The organism is Rossellomorea sp. YZS02 (assembly GCF_033963925.1).
GTDB lineage: Bacteria > Bacillota > Bacilli > Bacillales > Bacillaceae_B > Rossellomorea.
In genome coordinates, this window is the sequence record NZ_JAXBLY010000003.1 from 41,186 (window position 1) to 64,841 (window position 23,656).

The window sequence follows — 23,656 nt, forward strand, 5'->3', positions numbered from 1 at the left end:
ACTTTTTTCTTCTATTCCCACTTAAACACATAACTCGCAAGGGCAAATCCGACAACAAGCCACGCCCCCAATATCAGTGTCTCTGTCCCAAGCTCCAAAAACGGGGTCCCGAGATTCATCGTCTCACGCAGTGCAGAACTCAAGTGAGCAATCGGCAGCACCTTCACAATCGGCTGAATGATGTCCGGCATATCGTTGATCGGGAAGAACACCCCGCCGAGAAACAGCATTGGGAACGTCACGAAACCTGCAATCGGTCCCGCACTTTCCGGGTTCTTCGCCATCCCGGCAATGATGAAGCCGAGTGACATGAACGCCAGGGTCCCAAGGATGATAAAGAAAATCATCGCAAGCCACGAACCCGCTACGTTGATGTCAAAAATGAGATCGGCAATCAATACGACCAGGAGTGCCTGCGTCCCGTTCAGCATCAGGCGCGCCGTGATCTGGGCCGCGATGAAGGTGGATGCCTTCAGTCTCGTCCCCTGCATGCGGCGGAGGATCCCGCGTTCCCGCCACGCGGATATCTGACCTGCCACCCCGTTCATATTGTTGCTCATGATCATCATGGCGACGATCCCGGGAACAAGGAAATCGACATAGCGAATGTTCAGCGCTTCGATCCCGACTTTTTCCACCGTCACGACAGGCTTGTAATCGACAAGGTCCTTACTGTATTGATCGATAACCCCATTCACGACCGTAAGTCCAAGCTCAGCTGTCGCCAGGTTTTTTTCGTTATAGTAGACCGGGATTGAGAACGCCTCATCTCTTTCCTTCACGTTTTCCCCGTATCCTTTCGGGATTTCAATCAGAAGTTGGATATCGCCATTTTTCACGGCTTTTCTTCCGGCTTTAACGCTGTCAAATGAAGATGTTTTGAACCCTTCATTTTCATTAAATAAGTTCTTTAAATCCTTTGAGGCATCCGTTTGATCGCTATCGATCATTCCGACAGTCAGTGAAACGGAATCCCCCCCTCCAGCGAATGAACCCAGTGCAACCATCAGGATCACCGGGAAAAGCAGGGTAAAGAACAATACCTGTTTGTTTCGTGCAAAAATTCGTAACTGTGCCAGTGTCAGCTGCCAATACGCTCTCATGATTCCCGCAGCCTCCTTCCTGTCATATGGATGAAGACATCTTCAAGTGTTGCCTGACGCGTCTGAAGGTCCTCGATTTTCAAGTCATGCTCTGTTGAAAGTGAAATCAATGAAGTCAAGGCACGCTGAAGTTCGTCAGTGTAGAGCTGGACGAAGGTATCCTTGATGGCCACTTCCTCCACCCCATCCATCTTCATGAACCACTCCTGTTCAGGAGGATTGTCCAGATGGAACTCGATCGTACTCGTTGACTGCAACGTTTTCACAAGATTCGTCGGCGTATCGAGGGCAATCAGCTCCCCCTGATCCATGATGCCGATCCGGTCGCAAAGCACGTGGGCTTCATCCATATAATGAGTCGACAGGATGACCGTCTTTCCCCGCTCCTTCAGTCTGAGAACAATATCCCACAGCGTCCTCCGCGCCTGGGGGTCCAGTCCCGTCGTGGGTTCATCGAGAAATACGATATTCGGATCATGGATCAGTGCCAGGGCAATCGCCAATCGCTGCTTCTGCCCGCCGGACAACCCTTTGATCCGGTCCTTCCTTTTTTCCGTCAGCAGCATATCTTCTATCAGTTGATTGATGTCCACATTTTTCGGATAAAAACTTGCATACAAATGAAGGATCTCCTCCACCTTGAGGAGTTCAAACAACGAGGTAGACTGAAGCTGAACCCCGATTACTTCCTTCACTTGATTCACTTCTTTACGCACGTCAAAGCCTGCCAAGCTTGCCGTCCCCGCGTCAGGCTTCCTGAGTCCCACGAGCATCTCGATCGTCGTCGTCTTCCCGGCCCCATTGGGTCCAAGTAATCCGAAGATCTCCCCCTTCTCCACCTGAAAGCGGACGCCCTTCACCGCCGTAAAGGAACCGTATCTTTTCACTAAATCTTTTACATCTACCATGACTTCATTTGGCATAACGAGCCTCCTATAAAAAAACGTAACCGCCCACGAATGAGCGGTCCAAATTCCTGTTGTTTATACGCGATGATGATCTGCACGCCAATTCTGTACAGCTTTCTTAATGTCATTCGGTGATAAGTTTTCCGTAAGCGTCCGTTCGACCAACGCCGGGAACTCTTCATTTGGTGCAAACCGGAGAGCGATGATCTGCTTCAGTGATAGATTGCTATCCAGCTCATTACCCGTTAAACGGTAATAGCGGAAATTCTCTTCTGCACGGATGACGCGGTCCTGAACCTGAAGGGCATATGTACGGAGCCTCACCCCGACCAGGATGATGGTGATCACCGCCACGATCACTAAAAAGCTAAGCAGCGTTTCATCCCCCACATTCTTCACGAAAAACGTGATCGTCAAAATGAGTGTAATCAGTGCTGACAAGGCAATCCCTACATGGAATACCGGATCCACCTTGCTATGATTTTCATAGTTTTGTTGTTTCATATGTACCTCCTGAGGGTTATAGATTCATTATATACCAGATGGGTGATGGATTGTGTAAAGGATTCACTTAGACATCATATTCGGAGGTTGGGCGGGGTATGCTGAGTGGATTTTCGTTGTGGAGCATTGTTAGCCTCTTTAGATTGGGATTATATGTAAAAATACGCAAATAATGAAAAAATGACGTAATTACGGTTGAAAATGACGCAATAACTTCAAAAACGACGCAATAAATTCAGAAATGACGCAATCAACCGAGAAAATGACGCAATTACCTTCAACTGACGCCTTTCTCTTCCCCAATCCATCCCTATATCCACCTCCCTCAACTCTCTTTTCCTAGCAAATACATGATAATGGACTTCAATCATGACATATATCATTCCAAAATGGCAAAATACTAGTCTTTCCGAACATTCAAAGCCTCCGCATACTTAAAGCACCTACCCTGCTGATTAAAGGGGACACTTTTCCAAACCCTTACGAAGCTTACATGCTCATTAATCCATCACATCTCTGCCACCATCTCTACATATTTGTACTACCCACACCCCTCATCAAAATAAAAAAGCACCCGCATCCGGATGCCCGTCAATCTTTCATCGAAGCCCTGCTCTTGTTAATATTGTACTCAGAAACCTGAACGATCCCGATGGCATCCTCTTCCCCGTCACATCCCTGTAACGAGATGAACCCGCTCTTTTCTTCGATTCCGTCGCATACCGCCTGTCTCTTTTCTTCCCCTGTTCCGGTCTTTAACACATAGTTGACTTTATTTCCATCGAACGATAGTTCATTGATACTGACCTGGTTGTTGAAGAAGTTCGATACCGTTACATCGGATTCTTTCTTTTCCTGCACCCCGTCTACAAAACGCAGCAGTTGATCGAGGTTCGATACCTCACCCTCTTCATCCACCAGCGTGTCTCCGTTGTCGGTCGCTTCTTCCATGGTGTATGTATCTACCTGTTCGCTATTGGAACAACCGGTAAAGAGTAAAAAACCGGCTATTAGCATAAAACTCATTTTCCTCACTATTTCCCCATCCCCCTTCGCATTTATATACTTTTAAGTATACAGAAATTGGAAAATTTAAGTAAATACTTTTTACCCCGTTCTCCTATTTCTATATTAAAAAACACCCGATACCGGGTGCTTTCCTCACATTACCTATACACATCTTCCCTTGAATGAAAACCATCTGCAATGATTGTACTATCCAGGTTGTCCCGATCCACTGCAATGGGCTCCAGAAGGACGGAAGGCACCTCGATTTTACCGTTGTTGATTTTTTTATCGGTATCGATGTATTCGTCTTTGGCGAGAGCAATAGCAAGGGATGCCGCTTCACGGGCAAGGGTGTCAATCGGTTTGTAGACGGTCATGGTTTGGGTGCCCTGAACGATCCGTTGAGCAGCAGCCAGCTCTGCGTCCTGTCCTGCGATGGGGATTTTCCCTTTCAGCCCCTCTTCTTCCATTGCCTTCAATGCCATTCCTGCAGTTGCGTCGTTAGCCGCAATGACGGCGTCGATGTCATTATGATTGGCTTTCAGGGCTTCTTTCATATTCGAATAGGCATTTCCCGGGAGCCAGTTATCCGTCCACTGATCATATGCGACCGTGATGTCACCTAGGTCAATAGGGGAATTCAGGACGCTGAAGACGCCTTTCTTCATCAGATGGGCATTGTAGTCTGTATCGGCCCCGCCGATATAGACGTATTTCCCCTCCGGGACCAGTTCTTTGATGGCCCTCGCCTGAAGTTCTCCGACTCGTTCGTTATCGAATGAAACGTACAAGTCGATGTCGGCATTCTTGACGAGTCTGTCATATGAAACCACTTTGATGCCTGCGCGATGGGCTTTCTGCACGATGGCTGCTGCGGCTTCCGCGTTATACGGAACGATCACCAGCACATCGATCCCCTGACTGATCAAGGTCTCTGCCTGAAGCACCTGAAGGGCATCATTTCCCCTTGCCTCCATGATCTCCACTTCCGCTCCCAGGTCCTCAACAGCCTTCTTAAATAGGTCACGGTCCCTGACCCATCGTTCCTCCTCAAGTGTATCCATTGAGAATCCGATCTTCACGACATCGGGAAGGGATTCCTCCTCTTCTTTATGCACCTGAACAACGGGATCCTTCTCTTCGCAGGCAGCTAAAATCAGCACGGTGATCAATAACCAGCCTATGCTTAACCTTTTCTTCCAATGGACCATGGCGTCTCTTCCCCTTTATGCATGTTGTCCAAGTAACGTCTTTCGGTACTCTTTCGGAGAGTAACGGGTCACTTTCTTAAACACCTTGCTGAAATAATTTGGATCATGGTACCCGACTTCGAATGTGATTTCCTTTATGCTCTTTTCCATATCCCCCATCAGCACCTTCGCCTTCTCCATCCGGCACTCTGTCAGAAAATCGATGTAGTTCATTCCCTGTTTTTCCTTGAACATCTTACTGATGTAAATGGGACTCAAGTTCACTTTTTGTGCGAGGGTATCCAATGAAATGTCTTCATGGGAATGGTCTTGAATGAATTGTTTGATCTGCTGGAACGTATCGCTCTCCATTTGGTTAAACCGTTTTACATAGGAGTCCTTCATCCCGTCTATGAGTCGCTCAGTTTCTTCCCTCAGCTGGCGGTAATCCATGGGCTGAATCGGGAAAAGGGGCGTGTCCGTTTCGACGCCGCATTCACTCAAGGTCCTCGAGATCATCCACAATACCTCAAGGGTCCGCTGCTGGGTGTACACGAGTGGTGTCCGTTCTTTCTCCAACAGAGCAAAAGCAGTATGGAACTGCGTAAGCACCTGATCCCACTTTCCAAGCCTGATATTCTCCATTAAATGCTTCTGATCCATCATGGCCTGCTTCCGCTTCTCCGGTTCCAATGGGATGTCTTCAAAAAACCGGTATTTCTGGCGCAGCCCTGTATCGACGGATGAGAGCATGGCCTCCTGATAAGAGTGACGGACCTGGTCCAGGGAATCGTACGCTTTCCCGATTCCGATGAACCATTCGCTTCCCTTTGCAAGGGAGAGCAGTTCCCTCGCCAGGGTGGTTGCCTGGGATCTATAGGTGAACCCGGGCTTCCTGAATACGATCATGGGAAGCTGCCTTCCGTACAAAGCCCCGGTCCATCCACACTTCAGGACCCTCTTCCTGATGGCGGAATACTGGTTTTCCACTCCTTCAGGAAGGAAGAGGACCATCACGAACATTTCCTGCGATGAAGGCACCTCAAGCATTTCCATGAGCATATCGACATGAACATCATGTACATGATCAAATAATAACTGGGTAACCACATCGGTTTCGACCAGCATCTGTGCCTTTTGCCATTTTTCCTTCTCCTGCCGGCTTTCCACAATCTGCTCACGTTCTTGTTCAATCTCCTCAAGCACTTTCCCGATCGTGTGGACAATCTCAGACGCTTTGCTCGGCTTTAACACATAGTCCTTGGCACCGAGTTTGATGGCTGCTTTCATGTACGTGAAGGTATCATAGGCCGTCACCATGATGAATTTGATCTCCGGCCGTTCTGCTTTGATGGCTTCCATGGCTTCGAGTCCATTCATCCCCGGCATTTTGATATCCATCAAGATCAGATCAGGGGAATACTCTTTCGCCAACTCTACTGCCATATTTCCATTCTTGGCCTGCCGGATGCCTACGTGAGGGAAATGCCTCTCTAAGATCGCCTGCATTCCTTCCCTTTCCAACTGTTCATCATCGACTATAAGTAGCTTGATCATAGGTACCTGCTCCTTCCCTTGTAATTCTCAGCATAATAGTGGTCCCCTCACCCTCGATACTTTCGATCCTGAGGACATCCTCAAATCCATAATATAATTGAAGGCGTTTCACAACGTTACTAAATCCAATCCCTGTTGAGTGACCTTCGGGAAGCACTTCTTCATGGAGCACCTGTTGGATCTTTTTCTGTGACATCCCCACGCCATCATCCTCGATCTCAATCAGGATAAAATCATTCTCTTCACGAACACGGAACCAGATCGTACCCCCATCCTCTTTCGGTTCCACCGCATGGATCACGGCATTTTCCACGATCGGCTGCAGGGTCAATGAAGGGATTCTCGCGTCCAGACAGCTTTCATCGACCTCCATATACAGCTGCAGGCGGTCTGTGAAACGGGCTTTTTGAATGTGCATATATTGCTCAAGGACCTGTATTTCGTCCCTTAAGGTAACCGACCGGTTTTGCCGCTTCAGATTATAGCGGAGGATCCCCGCCACGCTGACGAGTAAGTCGCTCGTTTCCTCGGACCCTTCCAGATAAGCTTTCTTTGAAAGAGTATTTAACGTATTAAATAAGAAATGCGGGTTAATTTGACTCTGAAGGCTTCTGAATTGGCTTTCCTGCAGGAGGAGCTTGCTTTCCTGGAGTTCCCGTTCCAATGTCGCTTTCTGTTTGATTTCTGAAATAAGATTATTGATATTGATCCGCATCCGGTCGAACGTCTTGGCCAAAAAGGCGATCTCACCGCTTCCCTCCACCTTCACCTGCCGGCTGAAATTACCCTTGGACAATTCATTGGCGGCTCTGGTCAGCTGGAAGACCGGTCGTGTGATCCCGAGTGAGAACCAGTATGATGCAATCAGGAGAAGGCACGTTATGAGCAGGAGCCCCCAGATTCCAAGCTTTATGACTTCTGCGGACTGTTCCATGATGCCCCTGTACATCACGTTATACGTCGTCAATTCTTTATCGATCAGGGTGAGGGTCATCTCAGAGATATAGCCTGATATCCGGTTTGCCTCTGCAAACTCCTGTGCAGAAGCTTCCGCATCCCTTTCTTTCTGGAACAGGATGAATCGGTCTGTTGTTTCGACCAGGCTGTCAATCAAGTTAAGGTAGTTGGTCAGTGTAAAGTCGTTATCCCGGTTTCTGAGGGAATAGACCCCGGTCTTGGCTCTTTGGACCCCCTCCTTGCTTTCTTCCAATTGCTGCAGGGTTTCGGCATTGGCGTCGACCATATAGTTGTTCAAGTCAGTGACGACCTGCTGACTTGCCCTTGATACTTCATTCATATCCAGATAGCGCTTGAGGATCTCATTGTATTGCTCATGCGTGCGATAGTTATAATATGTAAGCGCAAGCCAGATGGCGGACATGATGACCATGACCACCGTCGTGAGTGTCAGGATCTTTTTCTGGATGTTTGTCATTGGTCCTTCTCCACTTTCAAGATCTTGATTCCCGTCAGATACCCGTCCTCATCAAGGGGGACGGTTTCTCCGTTCAGCCATTCTTCCATGAGGCGTACGCTCCATTGGCCCATTTTCTCCGGTTCCTGCTCGACTACCCCATCGATCAGCCCCTGTGATAACAACGTCATTGATTCCGGTCCATCATCAAAAGAATAGATGAAATAAGACTCCTCTTGAGAGCGCTTACTTATTTCATCGATCATGGCCCCGAGATTACTTGCATTGACAGAGATGAACGCATCGATATCAGGATAGCGATTCATGACATCCCGTGTGGCTGTTATGATTTGATCCCTGGCCCTTCCCGTTTCCCCTTCCACAACCTTAATGCCCGGGTATCCCTTCATCACATCCCCGATGCCCTCTACCCGTTCTTTCTGATAATATTCCTGATCACGGTCCACCATGAGGACAATCCTTCCTGAATCCCCCATCTTGCGGACAAGCTCTTCTGCAACAAGCTTTCCAGCTTCATACTGATCAGATCCAACATATGTCCGCCTGAGACTATCCTCCATCGGCACATCATTGGCGACGGTAATCACCGGAATTCCATTGAAGGAAGCCTTCACCTTCGTGAGCTCCTTGAATTCTGGTGTATCCGTCCCCTGGATCAGGATGCCATCGACCTTCGATTGAATGGCGATTTCGATGTTTTTCAAGAACTCTTCCTGATTCTTCCCGAAGCTTCCCCATACTTCAAGGTTCACACCTTCTTCTTCCGCCTGGCGTTTTGCACCTTTCGCTACCTTGTCCCAAAACGGGGTCTGAGTGTCCTGAGTGATGAGCACAAGCCTGTGCCGGTCCTCACCTGACATCCCGATTCCCTGCGGGAGATGCGCCTCGGCTTCGAACACTTTTTTCGCTGATAAAAACGTTAAATGACATAACAAAAGTACGACTACTAACAGTCCGAGAAACCGAATTTTCCGCACCTGACACATCCCCCCTCAACAGTTAGAACTATTACTTTTATCATAGCACAGGAATCTTTGGGAAGGTTCGAGTACTTTTTGGATATTCACCTGTACATCCGTACTTTTTTAAAAAAATAACGAGGCCGGACCCCATAGGAATCCAGCCGTTTCATTATCGTTTCTTACGGGTCATCACATCAAAGATGACGGCACCGGCAAGCACTCCGCCGCGAATCATATATTGATAGGAAATCCCGACACCGAGAAGGTTCATTCCACTTGTCAATGAAGCCATGACGATGGCCCCGATGATGGCACCCGTTACTTTCCCGACACCCCCGGCAGATGACACTCCCCCTACGTAGGCGGCTGCGATGGCATCCAGCTCGAATAACGTCCCGGCAGTGGTCGTGGCCGATTGAAGACGTGAAGTGAACAGAATCCCGGAAAGCGCAGCAAGCATTCCCATCGAACCGAAGACGATATACGTGATTTTCTTAACATTGATCCCGCTCAGATGAGCCGCTTCCGGGTTGCTTCCCACCGCATAGATATGGCGGCCGAGAACCGTCCTGGATGTCAGGAAGTGATACACGATGACGACGATCAGGATGATGATGACCGTCCATGAAAAGCCGTGGTATCCTGCAAGGATCCAAGTCACATATCCGATGATGGCCGAAACGAAGACGAGCTTCACGGCAAAAATCGGCGCAGAGATGACTTCGAAATCATATTTGATCTTGTTTCGTCTCGTTGAAAATTCACTGTAAATATAAAGGGCGATCCCGACTAGCCCCACGAGCAGGGATAGAAGATGAAGTCCGTTCACTTCCATAAGGGAAGGGATGAACCCGTTTCCGATAGCATTGAAATGATCATCCTGGATGATGATGGTCCCCGTCTTCTCCGTCACCTGCAAAAGCGCTCCGCGGAAAATCAGCATCCCGGCTAAGGTCGCCACGAAAGATGGGATCCCGATCTGGGCCACAAGCAAACCGTTGAACAAGCCGACAATGGCTCCTATGACGAGGATGATCGGTATCGTAAGCCATGTTGAAAGGCCTGCCTGAGTAAGCAGAATCGCTGCAATGGCACCGAGGAATCCCGCCGCATATCCAACGGACAGATCAATATGCCGGATGACGATGACCAGGGTCATCCCGACAGCAAGCACGGCGATATAGCCTGCTGAGTCCAATAGATTACTAATGTTCCTGGACGTAATGAATAAGCCGTCCGTCATGAATGTAAATGTCAGTATGATAGCAAATAGTGCAATATACATGCCGTAGTCGCGGATGTTGTCGCGAATCAGCATTCTTGCTTCTTGAAAGATATTCATATGTCTTTACCCCCTTATTGCGTTGCAAGCTCCATGATTTTTTCCTGATTGGCGTCTTCCACCTGTAGTTCCCCTTTGATTTCACCCTGGGCCATGACGTACACACGGTCACTCATCCCAAGTACCTCCCCGAGCTCGGAGGAGATCATGATGATGCTCAGTCCTTGTTCGATCAGCTCGTTCATCACTGTATAGATTTCAAACTTCGCCCCGACATCGATTCCACGTGTCGGCTCGTCAAGGATGAGAAGCTTTGGTCCGACAAAGAGCCATTTTCCGATGGATACCTTCTGCTGATTTCCCCCGCTCAGATTCCCGACGAGCTGTTCAAGGGAAGATGCCTTGATATGAAGGGACGAATGATAGCGTTCAGCCACTTTGATCTCTTCATTGTCATTGATGATCCCTTTCGTAGAGATCCCCCCTAAGTTGGCAGCGGAAATATTGCTTTTAATATCTTGCAGTAGGAATAGCCCGTCATCTTTCCTGTCCTCTGTGACATACGCGATTCCCGCTTTGATGGCATCCTTCGTATGCTTCAGCGCGGTAAGGCTGTTATCCCAAACAAGATTGCCTTCAAGCTTATAGGATTTCGCATTGCCGAAAATACTCAATGCAAGCTCTGTTCTGCCTGAACCCATAAGCCCGGCAATTCCGACAATTTCTCCTCTCTTCACGTGAAGATTTACGTCTTTGACCACCTCTCTGCCAAGCTGAGGATCATAAGCAGACCAGTTTTGAAGCTCTAATATGCTTTCGCCGTGGGATTTATTTAGTCGCTTCGGATAGATATCTTCAATGGCCCGGCCCACCATGTTTTTGATAATGATTCCTTCTGACACTTCCCCTTTTGATGCATCCAGGGTGCAAATCGTCTTTCCATCCCGGAGTACGGTCGCCTTGTCGGCGATGTGGATGACTTCCTTCAGCTTGTGTGAAATCATGATACATGTGATGCCTTGTTTTTTCAGGTCCTTCAATAGCTCAAGCAGGTTCTCACTATCATCTTCATTCAGTGCCGCTGTCGGTTCATCCAAAATCAATAGTTTCACGTCTTTACTCAGCGCTTTTGCAATCTCGACGAGCTGTCGTTTTCCTACGCTGAGGTCCCTCACAAGGGTATCCGGATTTACATTCAGCTTCACTTTCTTCAGGAGCTTTTGTGCTTCCACGATGGTTCGGTTCCAATCGATGAAGCCGCCAAGCTTCACTTCATTGCCTGCGAAAATGTTTTCATAGACGGTCAGATCCGGAAAGAGAGCCAGCTCCTGATAGATGATGGCAATCCCTGTATTGACACTGTCACTGATTTTGTTAAATTGCTGAACGGCTCCATCGAACACGATGTCCCCCGTGTACGTCCCATAGGGATACACCCCGCTCAGCACCTTCATTAACGTGGACTTCCCAGCCCCGTTTTCACCTATCAAACAATGAATCTCTCCTTCTTCCACTTTGAAATTCACATCACTCAGTGCTTTCACACCCGTAAATTCCTTGGAGATATCATTCATTTCCAACAAATACTTATTCATTACAGTTAACCCCCTTTAACAAAAGCAATGACAATACGGAATGGCGGCGGACATCCCGGCCACCATTCCGTTTACTGTTATTCTTTCAACCCTGTGAATTCTTTCGCTTCATAATATCCTGAGTCGATCAGTTCTTCTTTCACATTTTCTTGATCTACTACGATGACTTCCGTTTGCTTTGCTTCTACATCTTTCTTACCGTTGTCATAAGAACCTGTTGTTTCAGGCGTCTTTCCATCCAGGACGTCAACGGCAATTCCCATTGCATCGGTTACGAGCGTACGCACATCCTTGAAGACCGTCATGGACTGCTTGCCATCGATCACATATTGAACAGACGCTTTCTCCGCATCCTGACCTGTCACGACGAAGCTTGTTACAGCCTTGTCTGAAGAGAATACATCGGCGATGGAACGGGCTGTACCATCATTCGGTGCAAGAACGGCCACATCACCCTTCATATCCGCCCCTGCAGCCGTCAGATGTGTTTGTGCTTTGTTCTTCGCTTCGTTTGGATCCCAGTTCGTTGTCACCTGACCAAGGATTTTACTCATTTCATCACGGCTTAACTCCGCTGTGTCTTTAAGTGATTCCGCTTCGCTTGAATTGGCGATTTTGAATGTACCATCGGCAATTTTCGGTTGAAGCACTTTCCAGGCTCCTTCAAAGAACAAGAACGCATTGTTATCAGAAGCTGCACCGGCATACAGATAAAGTGGCACATCTTTGCCCTCGGCGTGATCGATCAGATATTGTCCCTGTGCTTCCCCAACGGCGACGCTGTCGAATGTTACGTAATAATCAACCGCATCTGTATTCGTAATCAGACGATCATATGAAATGACCGTAATTCCTTCTTTTTTCGCTGACTCCACAGCAGCTGCTGCCGCATCCCCATCCTGTGGTGTAATGATCAGCACATCGATCCCTTTATTGATCAATGTTTCTACATTTTCCTTTTCCTTGGCAGAAGAACCTTGGCTGAACAGGATTTCCGTCGTATACTCGGAATCCTTCAACGCATCTTTAAAGCGCTTTTCATCCTGAACCCATCTCGGCTCGTCCTTTGTCGGTAATACGATCCCGACACTGACGCCTTTCTTACCACCTGTACTACTGCTACATGCTGCAAGCATACCCATAAATAGAATGAGAACCATGAACATTAACGTCTTCTTCACTTCTTACTCCCCCTTTGTTTTCAAGCTCAAGGTTAATTATATTGAGAATTCAGAATGTTTGTAATCGCTTTCACTAGCACTCTTTTGGTATTGTCTGGACTTTTTTGGTGTATATCATAAAAAGAGGGACGATCCGATTTCGAATCGGATCGTCCCTTTTATCACTTCAGTTCATTGATTTGTTTTGTTAATTCGATAAACTTCTTGTCGAGTTCTGCATACCCCGCATCTCCTGGCAGCATAAAACTCAGATGCCCCAACACTTCCTGCCTTTCCGTCTCGAGCTTCATGCGCCGTTCTTCCTTGTCATCCCGTTCAACTGGCGGTTCATCCAGCTGTTTCATGATGGCCCCGTTCTTTATCACAAGCTTGATTCCCGTCGTTTTCTCAAGAAAATATCGGTCATGGGAGACGACGATCAGGGTACCATTGTACTCAGACAGGGTTTCCTCCAGCTGCTCCCGGGAAGCGAGATCCAGGTGGTTCGTCGGTTCATCGAGGATCAAGACGTCTTTTTCCTCGAGAATGTATTTCATTAACTTGATCTTCACCCGTTCACCCATGCTCATGTTTCGAATCGGGGAATGCCAATGAGATGTCTGAAATCCAAGATGCTTCATCAGCGTCTGGACTTTACCTCGTTCAGTAAAGGTTTCTTTATGGAAGAGCTCTCCCGGCGTCTCGTCAAGAGGGAGGTCGAATACTTCCTGTGTCAGGTAGCCGATATTTGCGGACGGCGACATCCATATGCCACCGTCTGTCGATTCCATTCCCATGAAGATCTTCAGCAGTGTCGTTTTCCCGCTCCCGTTCGGTCCTGTGATCGCAACCTTTTCTCCGTGCTGGATCGTAAAATTGGCGTTTTCGAATAAGGTCCGTCCCTCAAATGATTTCTTCAGTCCCTTTACTTCTATTAATCGCTTCCCCGTTCTGTGAGTCGATTGGATGGAGAAACGGACGCTATGCTCTTTTTCGACTTCTTCTATTTTTGTTTTTTCCAGTTCTCTTTCCAGACGCTTTTGCTTGGATTTGACCTGGCTGTCCGTACGTTTTGCTTTGACGCGGTAGTATTCTTTATAGCCTTCCTGTTTCGTCGACTGTGCATGGGCTTTTTCGGACCAGGAAGTGAGCTCCTTCATCTGATTCTCGATCCGCTCCACCATTTTCTGCTGTTTCTCATACTCACGCTGTTGAGTCAACCTTTTCTGCTTCCGTACCTCCATGTAGCTCGAATAATTTCCTTTATGCTCCATGAGCGTCTTTCCTTCGATGGACCAGATCTTTGTCACGGCTTCATCCAAGAAATAACGGTCATGTGACACAAGAATGATGGTTCCTTTACACTCTTTTATTTGCTTCGTCAAAAACGCCAGGCTGGGCTGATCCAGATGATTGGTCGGTTCATCCAGTAATAGCAGATCAGACTTTTGCGAGAACCCTTTTGCGAGCCTCGCCTTCAGCTTTTCTCCACCGCTCAGCTGCTGAAATTCATGGTTTGGAACGTGCCATTTATCCAGTAAGGCGGAATGTGTTGGGGTCATTCCTTCAGTGGAATGGGTTTCGGTTTCCTGCTCCACCATGGTGATCGTCACATCGGGGTGAAGCCATTGGATCTGTCCCTCCGTTGGTGTCCGTTCACCAGCGATTAATTGCAGCAAGGTCGACTTTCCGGCACCGTTATTCCCGATGACCCCGATGACGTCTCCCTCCTGCACGCTGCCATTCACCTTTTCAAATATATTTTGATCCATTAATTCATACCGTATATTCAATAATTTCAACATTTCTCTCATAGTATCTTCCCCTCTCTTCAAAAAAGGGAGAACAAAAAAATCCTCCCAATGGTTCTGGAAGGATTAGCCGTACCGGTCACGTACACAAAGAAAGCTATTCATCGTTCAATAGCAAAAAACGCATATAAAAATGGGCAGACTAATCCTATTTAGGTTGATTTGAAATATGGAATTTCAAACGTCTCGAAAATAAGATTAGTGCTTCATCGTCCACCCATCACTCCTGTCATATTTAGTAAATTCACTATACCATGAAAGTCATATAAGTGGAAAGCCCTTTTTGATTCGTATGAGATGGAAAATAAGTGGTAAGATAAGCTAAGGACTACTTTTTAGCTTGCATTTTTGATGGGAGCGATATACTTGGAATCAATTTGGTTAGAATATGGATGGACTTTATTAATCTTGATCGGCCTCGAGGGCTTATTGTCAGCAGATAACGCCCTCGTTCTCGCAGTTATTGCGAAGCATTTACCAGATGATGAAAAGAAACGAGCGATAAAATACGGGATTTTCTTGGCATTCGCCTTCCGATTTGTGGCCCTATTTGCCATTTCGTTCATCGCAAATGTCTGGCAGATCCAGGCGATCGGAGCAGCTTACCTGCTTTATCTGGGTCTAAAACATGTCATCAAAGCGAAGTTTGGGAAGGATAATGAAAAGAATCAGGAAGAAACGGAAGAAGACGCGGCCGGCAAAGGGTTCTGGCCGACGGTTGGGAAGATTGCCCTGGCAGACCTTGCGTTTGCCATCGATTCGATCCTCGCAGCAGTCGCCCTTGCCCTCGGCCTCCCTGACTCTCCCCTTGGGGACTTCGGTGGCATGGATGGCGGACAATTCATCGTGGTGGTCCTTGGCGGTATTGCAGGATTGATCCTGATCAAATACGCGGCAACCTGGTTTGTTCAACTATTGGAAAAACGGCCGGCACTGGAAACAACAGCTTATGCCATTGTTGCCTGGGTCGGAGTGAAGCTTGCCGTCATTACCCTTGCACATGAGGATATCGGGGTGCTAGATCATGATTTTCCGCATAGTACCGTATGGACCCTGATTTTCTACGGAGTACTGGTGGGGATTGCCTTGTTGGGCTGGTTTGCTCCCGGTAATAAGGGTTCTGAGCAAAATGTGGAATAAAAAAGCAATGAAAGAGAAAATGGCGTGGTCATATGACCATGCCATTTTTTTGAAGATCTATTTCTTTTTTCTTCTTATAAGAATGACTGTGGTTAATACAATAATGAGTAAAAACATTCCATTGGCCATTTTTACCTCCACCTCTCTTCATGTCATTACTTCCACATGACTATAAGGAATAACATCTGATTCACTTACATTTCTTTCGTGATACGTCGAAACATCAATGGAGCGAACAGGGATAAAAGCAGTGTCCCCAACGATATCCACCACCCGGTCGATTTGAAGATATCCTCTGGAATGATAAATGTGTATCCCAAATACGATAAAAACAAAACACCTTGAAGTAATTTCAGGGCTTTCGAATCGGCTTCATTTTTCTCTGCTACCAATCGTTCATCCGTCTCGGACACCATCACATTAGGATCCTTTTTTATTTTCAATAGTTTTAGGAAAGAAGCCAGTGCTGTGCTAGAAGAAATAAGGGATAGGGCTAAGAGGGATTTGGTGGCGAATGGAATATGGGATATTTCAAAAATGAACCACGTAACTAGAAGGGCCATGCTGACAAGCAGCGATACGAGAATGGTCAATTTTATTTCTTTTACAATTTTTTCAGCAATCATTCTTCATTCCTCCCAGAATAAATCATTTAACGTCTTATTCAGTGCTTTGCTAATGTCAATACATAGCTTGAGACTAGGGTTGTATTTACCTGCTTCGATTAAATTAATGGTTTGCCTGGTGACTCCGACAATCCTTGCCAATTGTTCTTGAGATACATCAGATTCAACGCGGGCTATCTTCATCCGTTTGTTTTTCAAGGAAATTCATCTCCTTCCATATATATACTATTAAATAGATTACAAAATGTCAATTATAAATGACATTTTGTAATCTGTTTTGTGCGGATTTTGTTAAGTTACCACCAATTAATTCAATAAAAAAAAGAAAATGACGTGTCAGATGGCACGCCATTTTCTTTCTAAGGATATTCTTAATCGAAATCTTATACTCCAGGGAACCAGCCTGGTGCATTCATAATCGCATTCCATAACGGATCTGGAACGACCAATTCTTCCTGCTTTCCTTTATCAAGCTTCGTCACGATCTCATCTTCTCTTCCTTCTTTGATCTTCTTCAGCCAATCAGGATCGATGATGAGTTCGCGGCCGAGAGCGAGCAGTGGTACACCTGAACCAAATGCTTTCACGGCATCACCGGCAGAATAGATGGACCCTACCCCGATCAGAGGTGTACGGTCACCGATGGTTTCGAGTAGATAGTCGATTCTCGCTTTCTCTAAATCCTCCACGCCTTTTCTTGGCTTCGAAAAGAATTCGAACAGAGATACGTGAAGATAATCAAGGTCCTTGTCTGCCAGGGCATCCACGAGAGTAAGGGTATCTCCCATCGTGAATCCATTCTCTTCAGGCTCCTCCGGTGAGAAACGGTATCCAACGAGGAAAGATGGATCGGCATGCTCCGCGACTACGCTCTTCACCTTATCCACGATGGCAAGCGGGAACGTCATACGGTTCTCAAGACTGCCACCAAAGCGGTCTTCTCTCTGATTGGTCATCGGGGAGAAGAACTGATGAATCAGATACCCATTCGCCCCATGGATTTCGACTCCGTCATAGCCTGCTTCAATCGCGCGGCGGGTCGTCTCACCGAACGCTTCGATGATTTTCTCGATCTCTGCTTCTGTTAAGGCACGGGCTTTCTTCTCGCCGTTTTCACCCATTACGTCACTGGCGCTCACAACGTCTCCGTCAGGAACAAGATCAGGCGGGCATTGTACACCCCCGTGGAAAATCTGGAGGACTGCTTTTGCACCCTGGTCTTTGATTCCCTTGGCCAAACGTTCAAGGCTTGGGATCATTTCGTCCGTATCTCCGCCGAATTCACCAGGGAATCCCTTTCCATCTGGCGTAACATATGTGCAGGCCGTGATGACCATGCTGACATCTTTTGAACGTCTTTCATAGTAGGCAACCTCTGCATCCGTAACATTGCCTTTCTCATCCGATGAGAAATTCGTCATCGGTGCCATGATGATGCGGTTTTTTAATTCAACGCCGTTTTTGAATGTATAGGGAGTTAATAACTCTTTGTATTTGCTGTTCATGATTTTTGCCTCCTTGTGGTTGTTCAAGGGACATCTTAATAGATGATATGGTATTTGAACAGACATCTGCTTGGAGGATATGCCCACAGGATTCAAAAAGGGCATCCCCAGAAGAATGAGGGATGCCCTTTTTTGCTTTAACATTGGGTTTTAAGCAAGCAGTTGAAAATTTTTTTTACTGCCTCTTATTTCAGTAACAGCTTCGCCACAACCTCAACATGTGCGGTTTGCGGAAACATATCTACCGGTTGCAAGTACTCGACACGGTACTGCTTCTTCAAATAATCGATATCCTTCGCGAGTGTCGATGGATTACACGATACATACACGAACGTCTTCGGTTTCACTTCTTTCAACGTATCGAGAAGCTTGTTGTCGCAGCCCGTCCTCGGCGGATCCACCACGACGACATCGGGACGCCAGCCTTCATTTTTCCATTTCGGCATGAGGGTTTCAGCACCGCCTACGAAGTATTCAGCATGCTCGACTCCGAATTTCTCTGCATTCTTCTTCGCGTCATCGATCCCTTCCTTGATGACGTCCATGCCGCGGATTTCTTTCGCTCCGTCAGCAAGCCACAGACCGATGGTACCGACACCGCAGTAGGCATCAACGACTTTTTCTTCACCAGTGAGGGCCGCTGCTTTTTTCGCTTCGTTATACAGCTTACTCGTCTGGATCGGATTCAGCTGGAAGAAAGCGCGGGCTGACAGCTCGTACGTGAATTCTTCCAGACGTTCCTCAATGCTTTCCTTGCCCGAAAGGTGGATCGTTTCGTCCCCGAATACGAGAGCCGTTTTCTTCGGATTAATGTTTTGGGCAATGGAAACGACTTCCGGAAGTCGTTTCTGAATTTCATTGATCAGCAATTCCTTGCGGGGAATTTTTTTCTCAGATGTGACGAGTACAACCTGTACTTCCCCTGTTTCAAACCCGACACGTGTGACGATCGTTTTAAGGAGCGGCTTTTTCTTTTTATCATCGTAGACCGGGATATTGAAATCGTTGATGATCCGCTTGATCTCTGTTGTCACTTTGTTTGTGAGCGGGTGTTGAACGATACATTCGTCGATGTCGATGAGCTTATTGGAATTCATGCTGTACAAGCCTGCGATGGCTTTACCATTTTGAGTACCCACCTGGAATTGGCTTTTGTTCCGGTAATGCCACGGGTTGTCCATGCCGATCGTTTGGCGGATGTCCATGTCTTCAAGCTTGAGCTTCGTGTGGCGCTCAAGGGATTGAAGAAGGATGTCGCGCTTTGCGTCAAGCTGTCCTTCATAGGATAGGTGCTGGAGCTGGCAGCCTCCACACTGTTCGTACACAGGACATGGGGCTTTCACGCGCTCTGGTGACTTCTTCCGGATCTTTTTGATGCGGGCTTCGGTGAATTTCGGGTGAACCTTGGTCACTTCGACGACCACTTCTTCCCCTGTGAGGGCTCCCGGTACGAAGACAATCTTCCGCTTGAAGAAACCGACTCCTTCCCCGTTGATGCCGATTTTCTTTATGGTCAGAGGAAACTGCTGTTTGAGCTCAATTTTGACTTCATTGTGTTGTGGCTTTTTTGCGTATTGCTTTTTCATTGGTTCACGTCCGTTCTATTCGATACTTCTCCATAAATACAGTGATGCATAGCTTAAATAAGGATGCCAGGCCGTGCTGAATTCGTCCAGCTCATCCATGGTCGGTTTCTGTTCCATTTGAAACAGTTTCTTGATGGCGTTTTGGATGCCGATATCCGCTTTCGGGAAAAGGTTTGGCCTGCCGAGTCCAAATAGCAGGAAGCTTTGGGCCGTCCATGGTCCGATTCCTCGAATTTTCGTGAGCTCTTTGATGACCTCTTCGTCCGTTTGCGTGGAGAGCTTGGCTAAATCGAGTTCTCCACTCGACACCTTTTGTCCGACTCCGATCACATACTCCGCTTTCCGCTGACTGAACTGCAGTTCCCGCAATTCCTCCACTGTGAGTGCTGATACTTTTTCCGGAGATGGGTAGAACCATACTCCGTTCTTTTCCCAGCCATATGTCGTGACAAAACGATGGGTCAGGGTGAAGGCGAATTTCAGGTTCAGCTGCTGATGGATGATGCTTTTGATGATGGTGGCGAAGGGATCGAACTCAAGGATGATCGGCGTGCCGATATGCTCTTCAAAAATTGGCTTCAAGTCTGTTTGCAGGAAATGCTCATGCATCTCATGAAGTCCAGTCTGCCATTGGAAAATATCAGAAATGCGGTTTTGCTTCTCATCCAGATTCTCTTCGTTTTCAAAGGTGAGGCTGAATTCAGGCTCATCTGTCGAACCTGTCGCCTGCACGTGGATGACTTCACCATTCCCGCTTGGACAATAATAAGGAACCTTCACACTGCGGGCATCCTGATCCACAGCATTCAACGGATCCAGTGCCAACCGCTCCAATACCCGGTCAAAATCATACGGACCCTCAATCGTAACATTCCTAACTGCCATACTCCTCAACCTCCCGCACAAAACTTGTATGTGTATTATAGCACATAGCAGCTTGAACAGAAGAGGGACGGACCTTTAAATGATCCATCCCTCAATCGAAAAGAATATATTTTAGGGACGGACCTCAATTCCTAGGACCAAGTCCTAGGAATGCAGGTCCGTCCCTCTTATTTCATCATTGGATGCTCATCGAGGCTTTTGAATGTGTAGCCCCGTTTTTTGAGGTCCTGTATCGCTTTTTCGAGTGCGTCTGCATTGTCTTTGGAGACGGAGTGCAGGAGGATGATGGCACCTGGATGGGCCTGGGCCATAATGTTGTCATAAGAGTATTTCCATCCTCTTTGCTGGTCGGTCTTCCAGTCGATGAAGGCCAGTGACCAAAATACGTGGGTGTACCCTTCCTCCTTCGCAATTTGAAGCGTGCGTTCAGAGAAGACGCCCCTTGGCGGACGCAGATACTTCATTTCCTTCTGCCCGGTCAATTCTTTCGTTTTCACTTTCACTTTTTCAAGCTCTTCCCTGATCTTTTGATCTGAGCTTGCCGTGAAGTCCGGGTGATGCCAGGAGTGGTTTCCGACGATATGTCCCTCTTTCACCATCCGCTTGACGAGATCCTCGGCGCTTAGTAGATAATGACCGGTCACGAAGAACGTGGCTGGTACTTTTTCCTGCTTTAATACATTGAGGATCTTTTCTGTGTAGCCATTTTCATACCCGTTATCAAATGTAACGTAGAGTACTTTTTTATCTGGTGAACCTTTATAGAAGGCATCGTACTTCTCAAGAAGCTGATCATAGGCAGCTCCCGCTTCCGGCTGCTCTTCATTTTGACTCTTTTTGAATCCCCAGCCGATTGGATTATTGGATACTGCATAAGCCTCGGCCGGTATGAGCAATACTAAGATTGCCGCTATTATCAACACTTTTAGTGATTTTCGCATGGTTGAACCCTTCTTTCACTTCCGTTTCCCTTAGTTTTTGAGAAGTGGAAGGATTCATGTGTACTAATAGTATCCATAAATGGGTTCATGCGCTGATTATGCTTGTAATCGGGACAGAGGAATATTATGCATTTTTGTTGCAGCACTTCTAACAATCGTTGCAGCCACTTCCCCAAACCAAAGGTCCGTCCCTCTATTCAAAAAACGTCTGATATTTCGTCGCCATTTCGGTCAGTTTGCCTTCATGTTCGTCAATGAAGGTGGCGACGGCTTTTTTGTCCCAGATGTTTTCCCCTTTTGGGAAGTCGTTGAATTGTTTGGATAGGCCGGCGACCATTTTGTCCCTGGAAACCGATACCATGGATTCATCGACGGTGAAGTGATATTCTTTCGCATTGGGAACGAGTAGTGTCAGATAAATGGCGTTGTAGTAGAAATTTTTCCGGTTGACGTTGGTGCCGTCGAACCAGTACTCATTCACATCGCTTTCTGATAGCTTACTTTCTTTCTCATAGCCGTATGTCACCTTCACCATTTCACCGGAAAGATCGATTTCCTTGATTGTTTCGCCTCCGGGCAGCTCTTGCAGGATTGCCTGAACTTTAGAGTTATCTCCCACATAGGTTCCGCTATTTTCTTTTAAAGTATCCAGATTTACATCTTCAATGGAGGTGATATCCGCATCTTTTTCAGGATTCGCGGCACACCCGGTCAACAGAATCATCAAGGTAAGAATCAACATGCCGAATAGTTTATTAAATATCATACTAATCCTCCAGCTCTTCTATTTGTATGTTATACGTATGAACGTTCTTTCAAGTTTCATTTCTTCACTTATATTAACATAATTACCCATAAGAAAAACCACCCCGCAGCCTGTACGAGGTGGTACTTTCAACTTAGTTAAAAACTTTCTCCTTAAACTGAGCCAGTTTTTCCAACGAAGATTTATCAACTTCTTCATGAAGGCTGTTACCATGTGAATCCATCGTCACAACCGCTGTGAAACCTTCCACAGTCAGATGCCACATTGCTTCAGGAATACCGAATTGCATCAGATCCACTCCGTCTACTCCTTTGATACAATCAGCATAATACTGAGCCGCTCCACCGATGGCATTTAAGTACACTCCGCCATGATCTTTCAAGGCAGCAAGGGTTTTCGGTCCCATTCCGCCTTTTCCGATGACGGCACGGATACCGAAACGCTTCATGATATCCCCTTGATAAGGCTCCTCACGAATCGATGTTGTCGGGCCAGCCGCTTTCACGTGCCAATTGCCCTCATCGTCCTTCAGCATGACCGGTCCGCAATGGTAGATGATTTGTCCGTCCAGATCAACCGGTGCATCGTTTTCGCTAAGATGTTTGTGGATTGCGTCACGCCCTGTGTACATGCGGCCGTTGATGTGAACGACGTCCCCCACTTTCAGTTCACGGATTTTTTCTTCCGTAATCGGCGCTTCAAGGACCACCACATTCGGCTGTTCATCTGAAGATGCCGCCGCCGTTTCAAGCTCCGCTTCCGACCCTTGAGTAAGGTCGATTTTTTCGCCTTCCTGATAGAACCACTCTTCAACTCCACCTGTTGCCGCATCAAGCTTCACACCTAAACGGCGGAATGCCCAGCAGTTATACGCAACGGAAACGAAGAAGCTTGCAGGGATACGATTCATGACTCCCACTTTACAACCAAGAAGCGTCGTTTCCCCGCCGAATCCCATCGTGCCGATTCCAAGCTCGTTGGCATTGTCCATCACATACTCTTCCAGTTTACGAAGATCTTCATTCGGATTCACATCATCCACGGAACGGAATAATTGTTCTTTGGCAAGATCATAACCGGAAGAACGATCCCCACCGATTCCGACACCGATGAATCCTGCGCTGCAGCCTTGACCCTGAGCCTGATACACCGAATGCATCACGCATTTACGGATTCCATCGAGGTCACGTCCGGCGCGGCCAAGTCCTTCAAGCTCACATGGAAGGCTGTACTGGATGTTTTTATTTTCACAACCGCCTCCTTTTAAAATCAGGCGAGCGTCGATATAATCCTTTTCCCACTGCTCGAACTTGATGACAGGCGTCCCAAGGCCAAGATTGTCCCCTGAGTTAGCACCCGTCAAAGAATCTACAGAGTTTGGACGAAGCTTTCCATCCTTCGTTGCCTGTACCATGGCCGCGTAGATCGCTTCTTTGATCTCAAGCTGATTCACGCCGACCGGTGTTTTTATTTTAAATGTAGGAAGACCTGTATCCTGACAGATCGGGGATACATTGTCATCCGCCATCTTTACGTTGTTTGAAATGGTGTCCAGACTCATCGCTGCACGGGTTCCTGCGTTTTCACGGGCTTTCGCCGATCGGATCGCACGTCGTACATCCTTTGGCAGGTTCGTGGATGTTTCCACAATTAAGTCATACATACTTTGCTGTAAAGTCTCTTTATTCATCG

The 23,656-nt window shown here is 47.2% G+C and carries 21 protein-coding genes; 1 reads left to right on the top strand and 20 read right to left on the bottom strand.

The features are described 5' to 3' along the window. Window positions 1-11: 11 nt before the first annotated feature. The 12 genes from SLH55_RS04320 to abc-f all read right to left on the bottom strand — a co-directional run bounded on the left by SLH55_RS04320 (window position 12) and on the right by abc-f (window position 14,518). Window positions 12-1,103, bottom strand: a complete 1,092-nt coding sequence (locus SLH55_RS04320; RefSeq protein WP_219167632.1) for an ABC transporter permease — start codon at window positions 1,101-1,103, stop codon at window positions 12-14. Next, the gene (locus SLH55_RS04325; RefSeq protein ID WP_219167633.1) at window positions 1,100-2,026 is read right to left on the bottom strand and encodes an ABC transporter ATP-binding protein; all 927 of its coding nucleotides are present in this window, start codon (window positions 2,024-2,026) and stop codon (window positions 1,100-1,102) included. The genes SLH55_RS04320 and SLH55_RS04325 overlap by 4 nt, the downstream gene beginning before the upstream one ends. A 60-nt stretch (window positions 2,027-2,086) precedes the next feature. Further along, window positions 2,087-2,515 (bottom strand): DUF6526 family protein, encoded by a 429-nt coding sequence (locus SLH55_RS04330; RefSeq protein ID WP_320322783.1) that lies wholly within the window; start codon window positions 2,513-2,515, stop codon window positions 2,087-2,089. Between the two features lie 591 nt (window positions 2,516-3,106). Beyond that, window positions 3,107-3,550 (bottom strand): hypothetical protein, encoded by a 444-nt coding sequence (locus SLH55_RS04335; RefSeq protein ID WP_320322784.1) that lies wholly within the window; start codon window positions 3,548-3,550, stop codon window positions 3,107-3,109. Between the two features lie 131 nt (window positions 3,551-3,681). Then, window positions 3,682-4,734, bottom strand: coding sequence for a sugar ABC transporter substrate-binding protein (locus SLH55_RS04340; protein ID WP_320322785.1), 1,053 nt, complete (start codon window positions 4,732-4,734; stop codon window positions 3,682-3,684). A 15-nt stretch (window positions 4,735-4,749) separates the two neighbouring features. Continuing rightward, a complete protein-coding gene (locus tag SLH55_RS04345; protein ID WP_320322786.1) occupies window positions 4,750-6,270 on the bottom strand; it encodes a response regulator in 1,521 nt (506 codons plus the stop codon). Next, a complete protein-coding gene (locus tag SLH55_RS04350) occupies window positions 6,245-7,705 on the bottom strand; it encodes a sensor histidine kinase (RefSeq protein ID WP_219167638.1) in 1,461 nt (486 codons plus the stop codon). The genes SLH55_RS04345 and SLH55_RS04350 overlap by 26 nt, the downstream gene beginning before the upstream one ends. Then, window positions 7,702-8,682, bottom strand: a complete 981-nt coding sequence (locus SLH55_RS04355) for a sugar ABC transporter substrate-binding protein (protein WP_308807560.1) — start codon at window positions 8,680-8,682, stop codon at window positions 7,702-7,704. The genes SLH55_RS04350 and SLH55_RS04355 overlap by 4 nt, the downstream gene beginning before the upstream one ends. A 154-nt stretch (window positions 8,683-8,836) precedes the next feature. Next, a complete protein-coding gene (locus SLH55_RS04360; protein ID WP_219167640.1) occupies window positions 8,837-10,009 on the bottom strand; it encodes a sugar ABC transporter permease in 1,173 nt (390 codons plus the stop codon). A gap of 14 nt (window positions 10,010-10,023) precedes the next feature. Continuing rightward, window positions 10,024-11,544: a sugar ABC transporter ATP-binding protein gene (locus tag SLH55_RS04365; protein ID WP_219167641.1), complete on the bottom strand. Its 1,521-nt coding sequence runs from the start codon at window positions 11,542-11,544 to the stop codon at window positions 10,024-10,026. A gap of 77 nt (window positions 11,545-11,621) precedes the next feature. Then, window positions 11,622-12,686, bottom strand: coding sequence for a sugar ABC transporter substrate-binding protein (locus SLH55_RS04370; RefSeq protein ID WP_257475030.1), 1,065 nt, complete (start codon window positions 12,684-12,686; stop codon window positions 11,622-11,624). A 200-nt stretch (window positions 12,687-12,886) separates the two neighbouring features. Continuing rightward, on the bottom strand, window positions 12,887-14,518 hold the full coding sequence (abc-f, locus tag SLH55_RS04375; protein WP_219167642.1) for a ribosomal protection-like ABC-F family protein: 1,632 nt from the start codon (window positions 14,516-14,518) through the stop codon (window positions 12,887-12,889). A gap of 363 nt (window positions 14,519-14,881) precedes the next feature. Here abc-f and SLH55_RS04380 point away from each other — a divergent pair, with 363 nt between their 5' ends. After that, window positions 14,882-15,655, top strand: a complete 774-nt coding sequence (locus SLH55_RS04380) for a TerC family protein (protein WP_219167643.1) — start codon at window positions 14,882-14,884, stop codon at window positions 15,653-15,655. 194 nt (window positions 15,656-15,849) lie between these two features. Here SLH55_RS04380 and SLH55_RS04385 read toward each other — a convergent pair whose 3' ends face one another. From SLH55_RS04385 to SLH55_RS04420, 8 genes are all read right to left on the bottom strand, one after another. Further along, window positions 15,850-16,281 (bottom strand): hypothetical protein, encoded by a 432-nt coding sequence (locus tag SLH55_RS04385; RefSeq protein ID WP_219167644.1) that lies wholly within the window; start codon window positions 16,279-16,281, stop codon window positions 15,850-15,852. A gap of 3 nt (window positions 16,282-16,284) precedes the next feature. Further along, window positions 16,285-16,479, bottom strand: coding sequence for a helix-turn-helix transcriptional regulator (locus SLH55_RS04390; RefSeq protein ID WP_219167645.1), 195 nt, complete (start codon window positions 16,477-16,479; stop codon window positions 16,285-16,287). Between the two features lie 185 nt (window positions 16,480-16,664). Next, window positions 16,665-17,786, bottom strand: a complete 1,122-nt coding sequence (locus tag SLH55_RS04395) for an NADH-dependent flavin oxidoreductase (RefSeq protein ID WP_320322787.1) — start codon at window positions 17,784-17,786, stop codon at window positions 16,665-16,667. 185 nt (window positions 17,787-17,971) lie between these two features. After that, on the bottom strand, window positions 17,972-19,372 hold the full coding sequence (rlmD, locus tag SLH55_RS04400; RefSeq protein WP_320322788.1) for a 23S rRNA (uracil(1939)-C(5))-methyltransferase RlmD: 1,401 nt from the start codon (window positions 19,370-19,372) through the stop codon (window positions 17,972-17,974). A gap of 15 nt (window positions 19,373-19,387) precedes the next feature. After that, window positions 19,388-20,257: a DNA-3-methyladenine glycosylase gene (locus SLH55_RS04405; RefSeq protein WP_320322789.1), complete on the bottom strand. Its 870-nt coding sequence runs from the start codon at window positions 20,255-20,257 to the stop codon at window positions 19,388-19,390. A gap of 167 nt (window positions 20,258-20,424) precedes the next feature. Continuing rightward, window positions 20,425-21,198, bottom strand: coding sequence for a delta-lactam-biosynthetic de-N-acetylase (gene pdaA / locus SLH55_RS04410; protein WP_219167649.1), 774 nt, complete (start codon window positions 21,196-21,198; stop codon window positions 20,425-20,427). A gap of 193 nt (window positions 21,199-21,391) precedes the next feature. Beyond that, window positions 21,392-21,964 carry a DUF4825 domain-containing protein gene (locus tag SLH55_RS04415; protein WP_219167650.1) on the bottom strand — a complete coding sequence of 191 codons (573 nt, stop codon included), beginning with the start codon at window positions 21,962-21,964 and terminating at the stop codon, window positions 21,392-21,394. A 133-nt stretch (window positions 21,965-22,097) separates the two neighbouring features. Beyond that, a complete protein-coding gene (locus SLH55_RS04420) occupies window positions 22,098-23,654 on the bottom strand; it encodes a fumarate hydratase (RefSeq protein ID WP_320322790.1) in 1,557 nt (518 codons plus the stop codon). Between the last annotated feature and the right edge of the window lie 2 nt (window positions 23,655-23,656).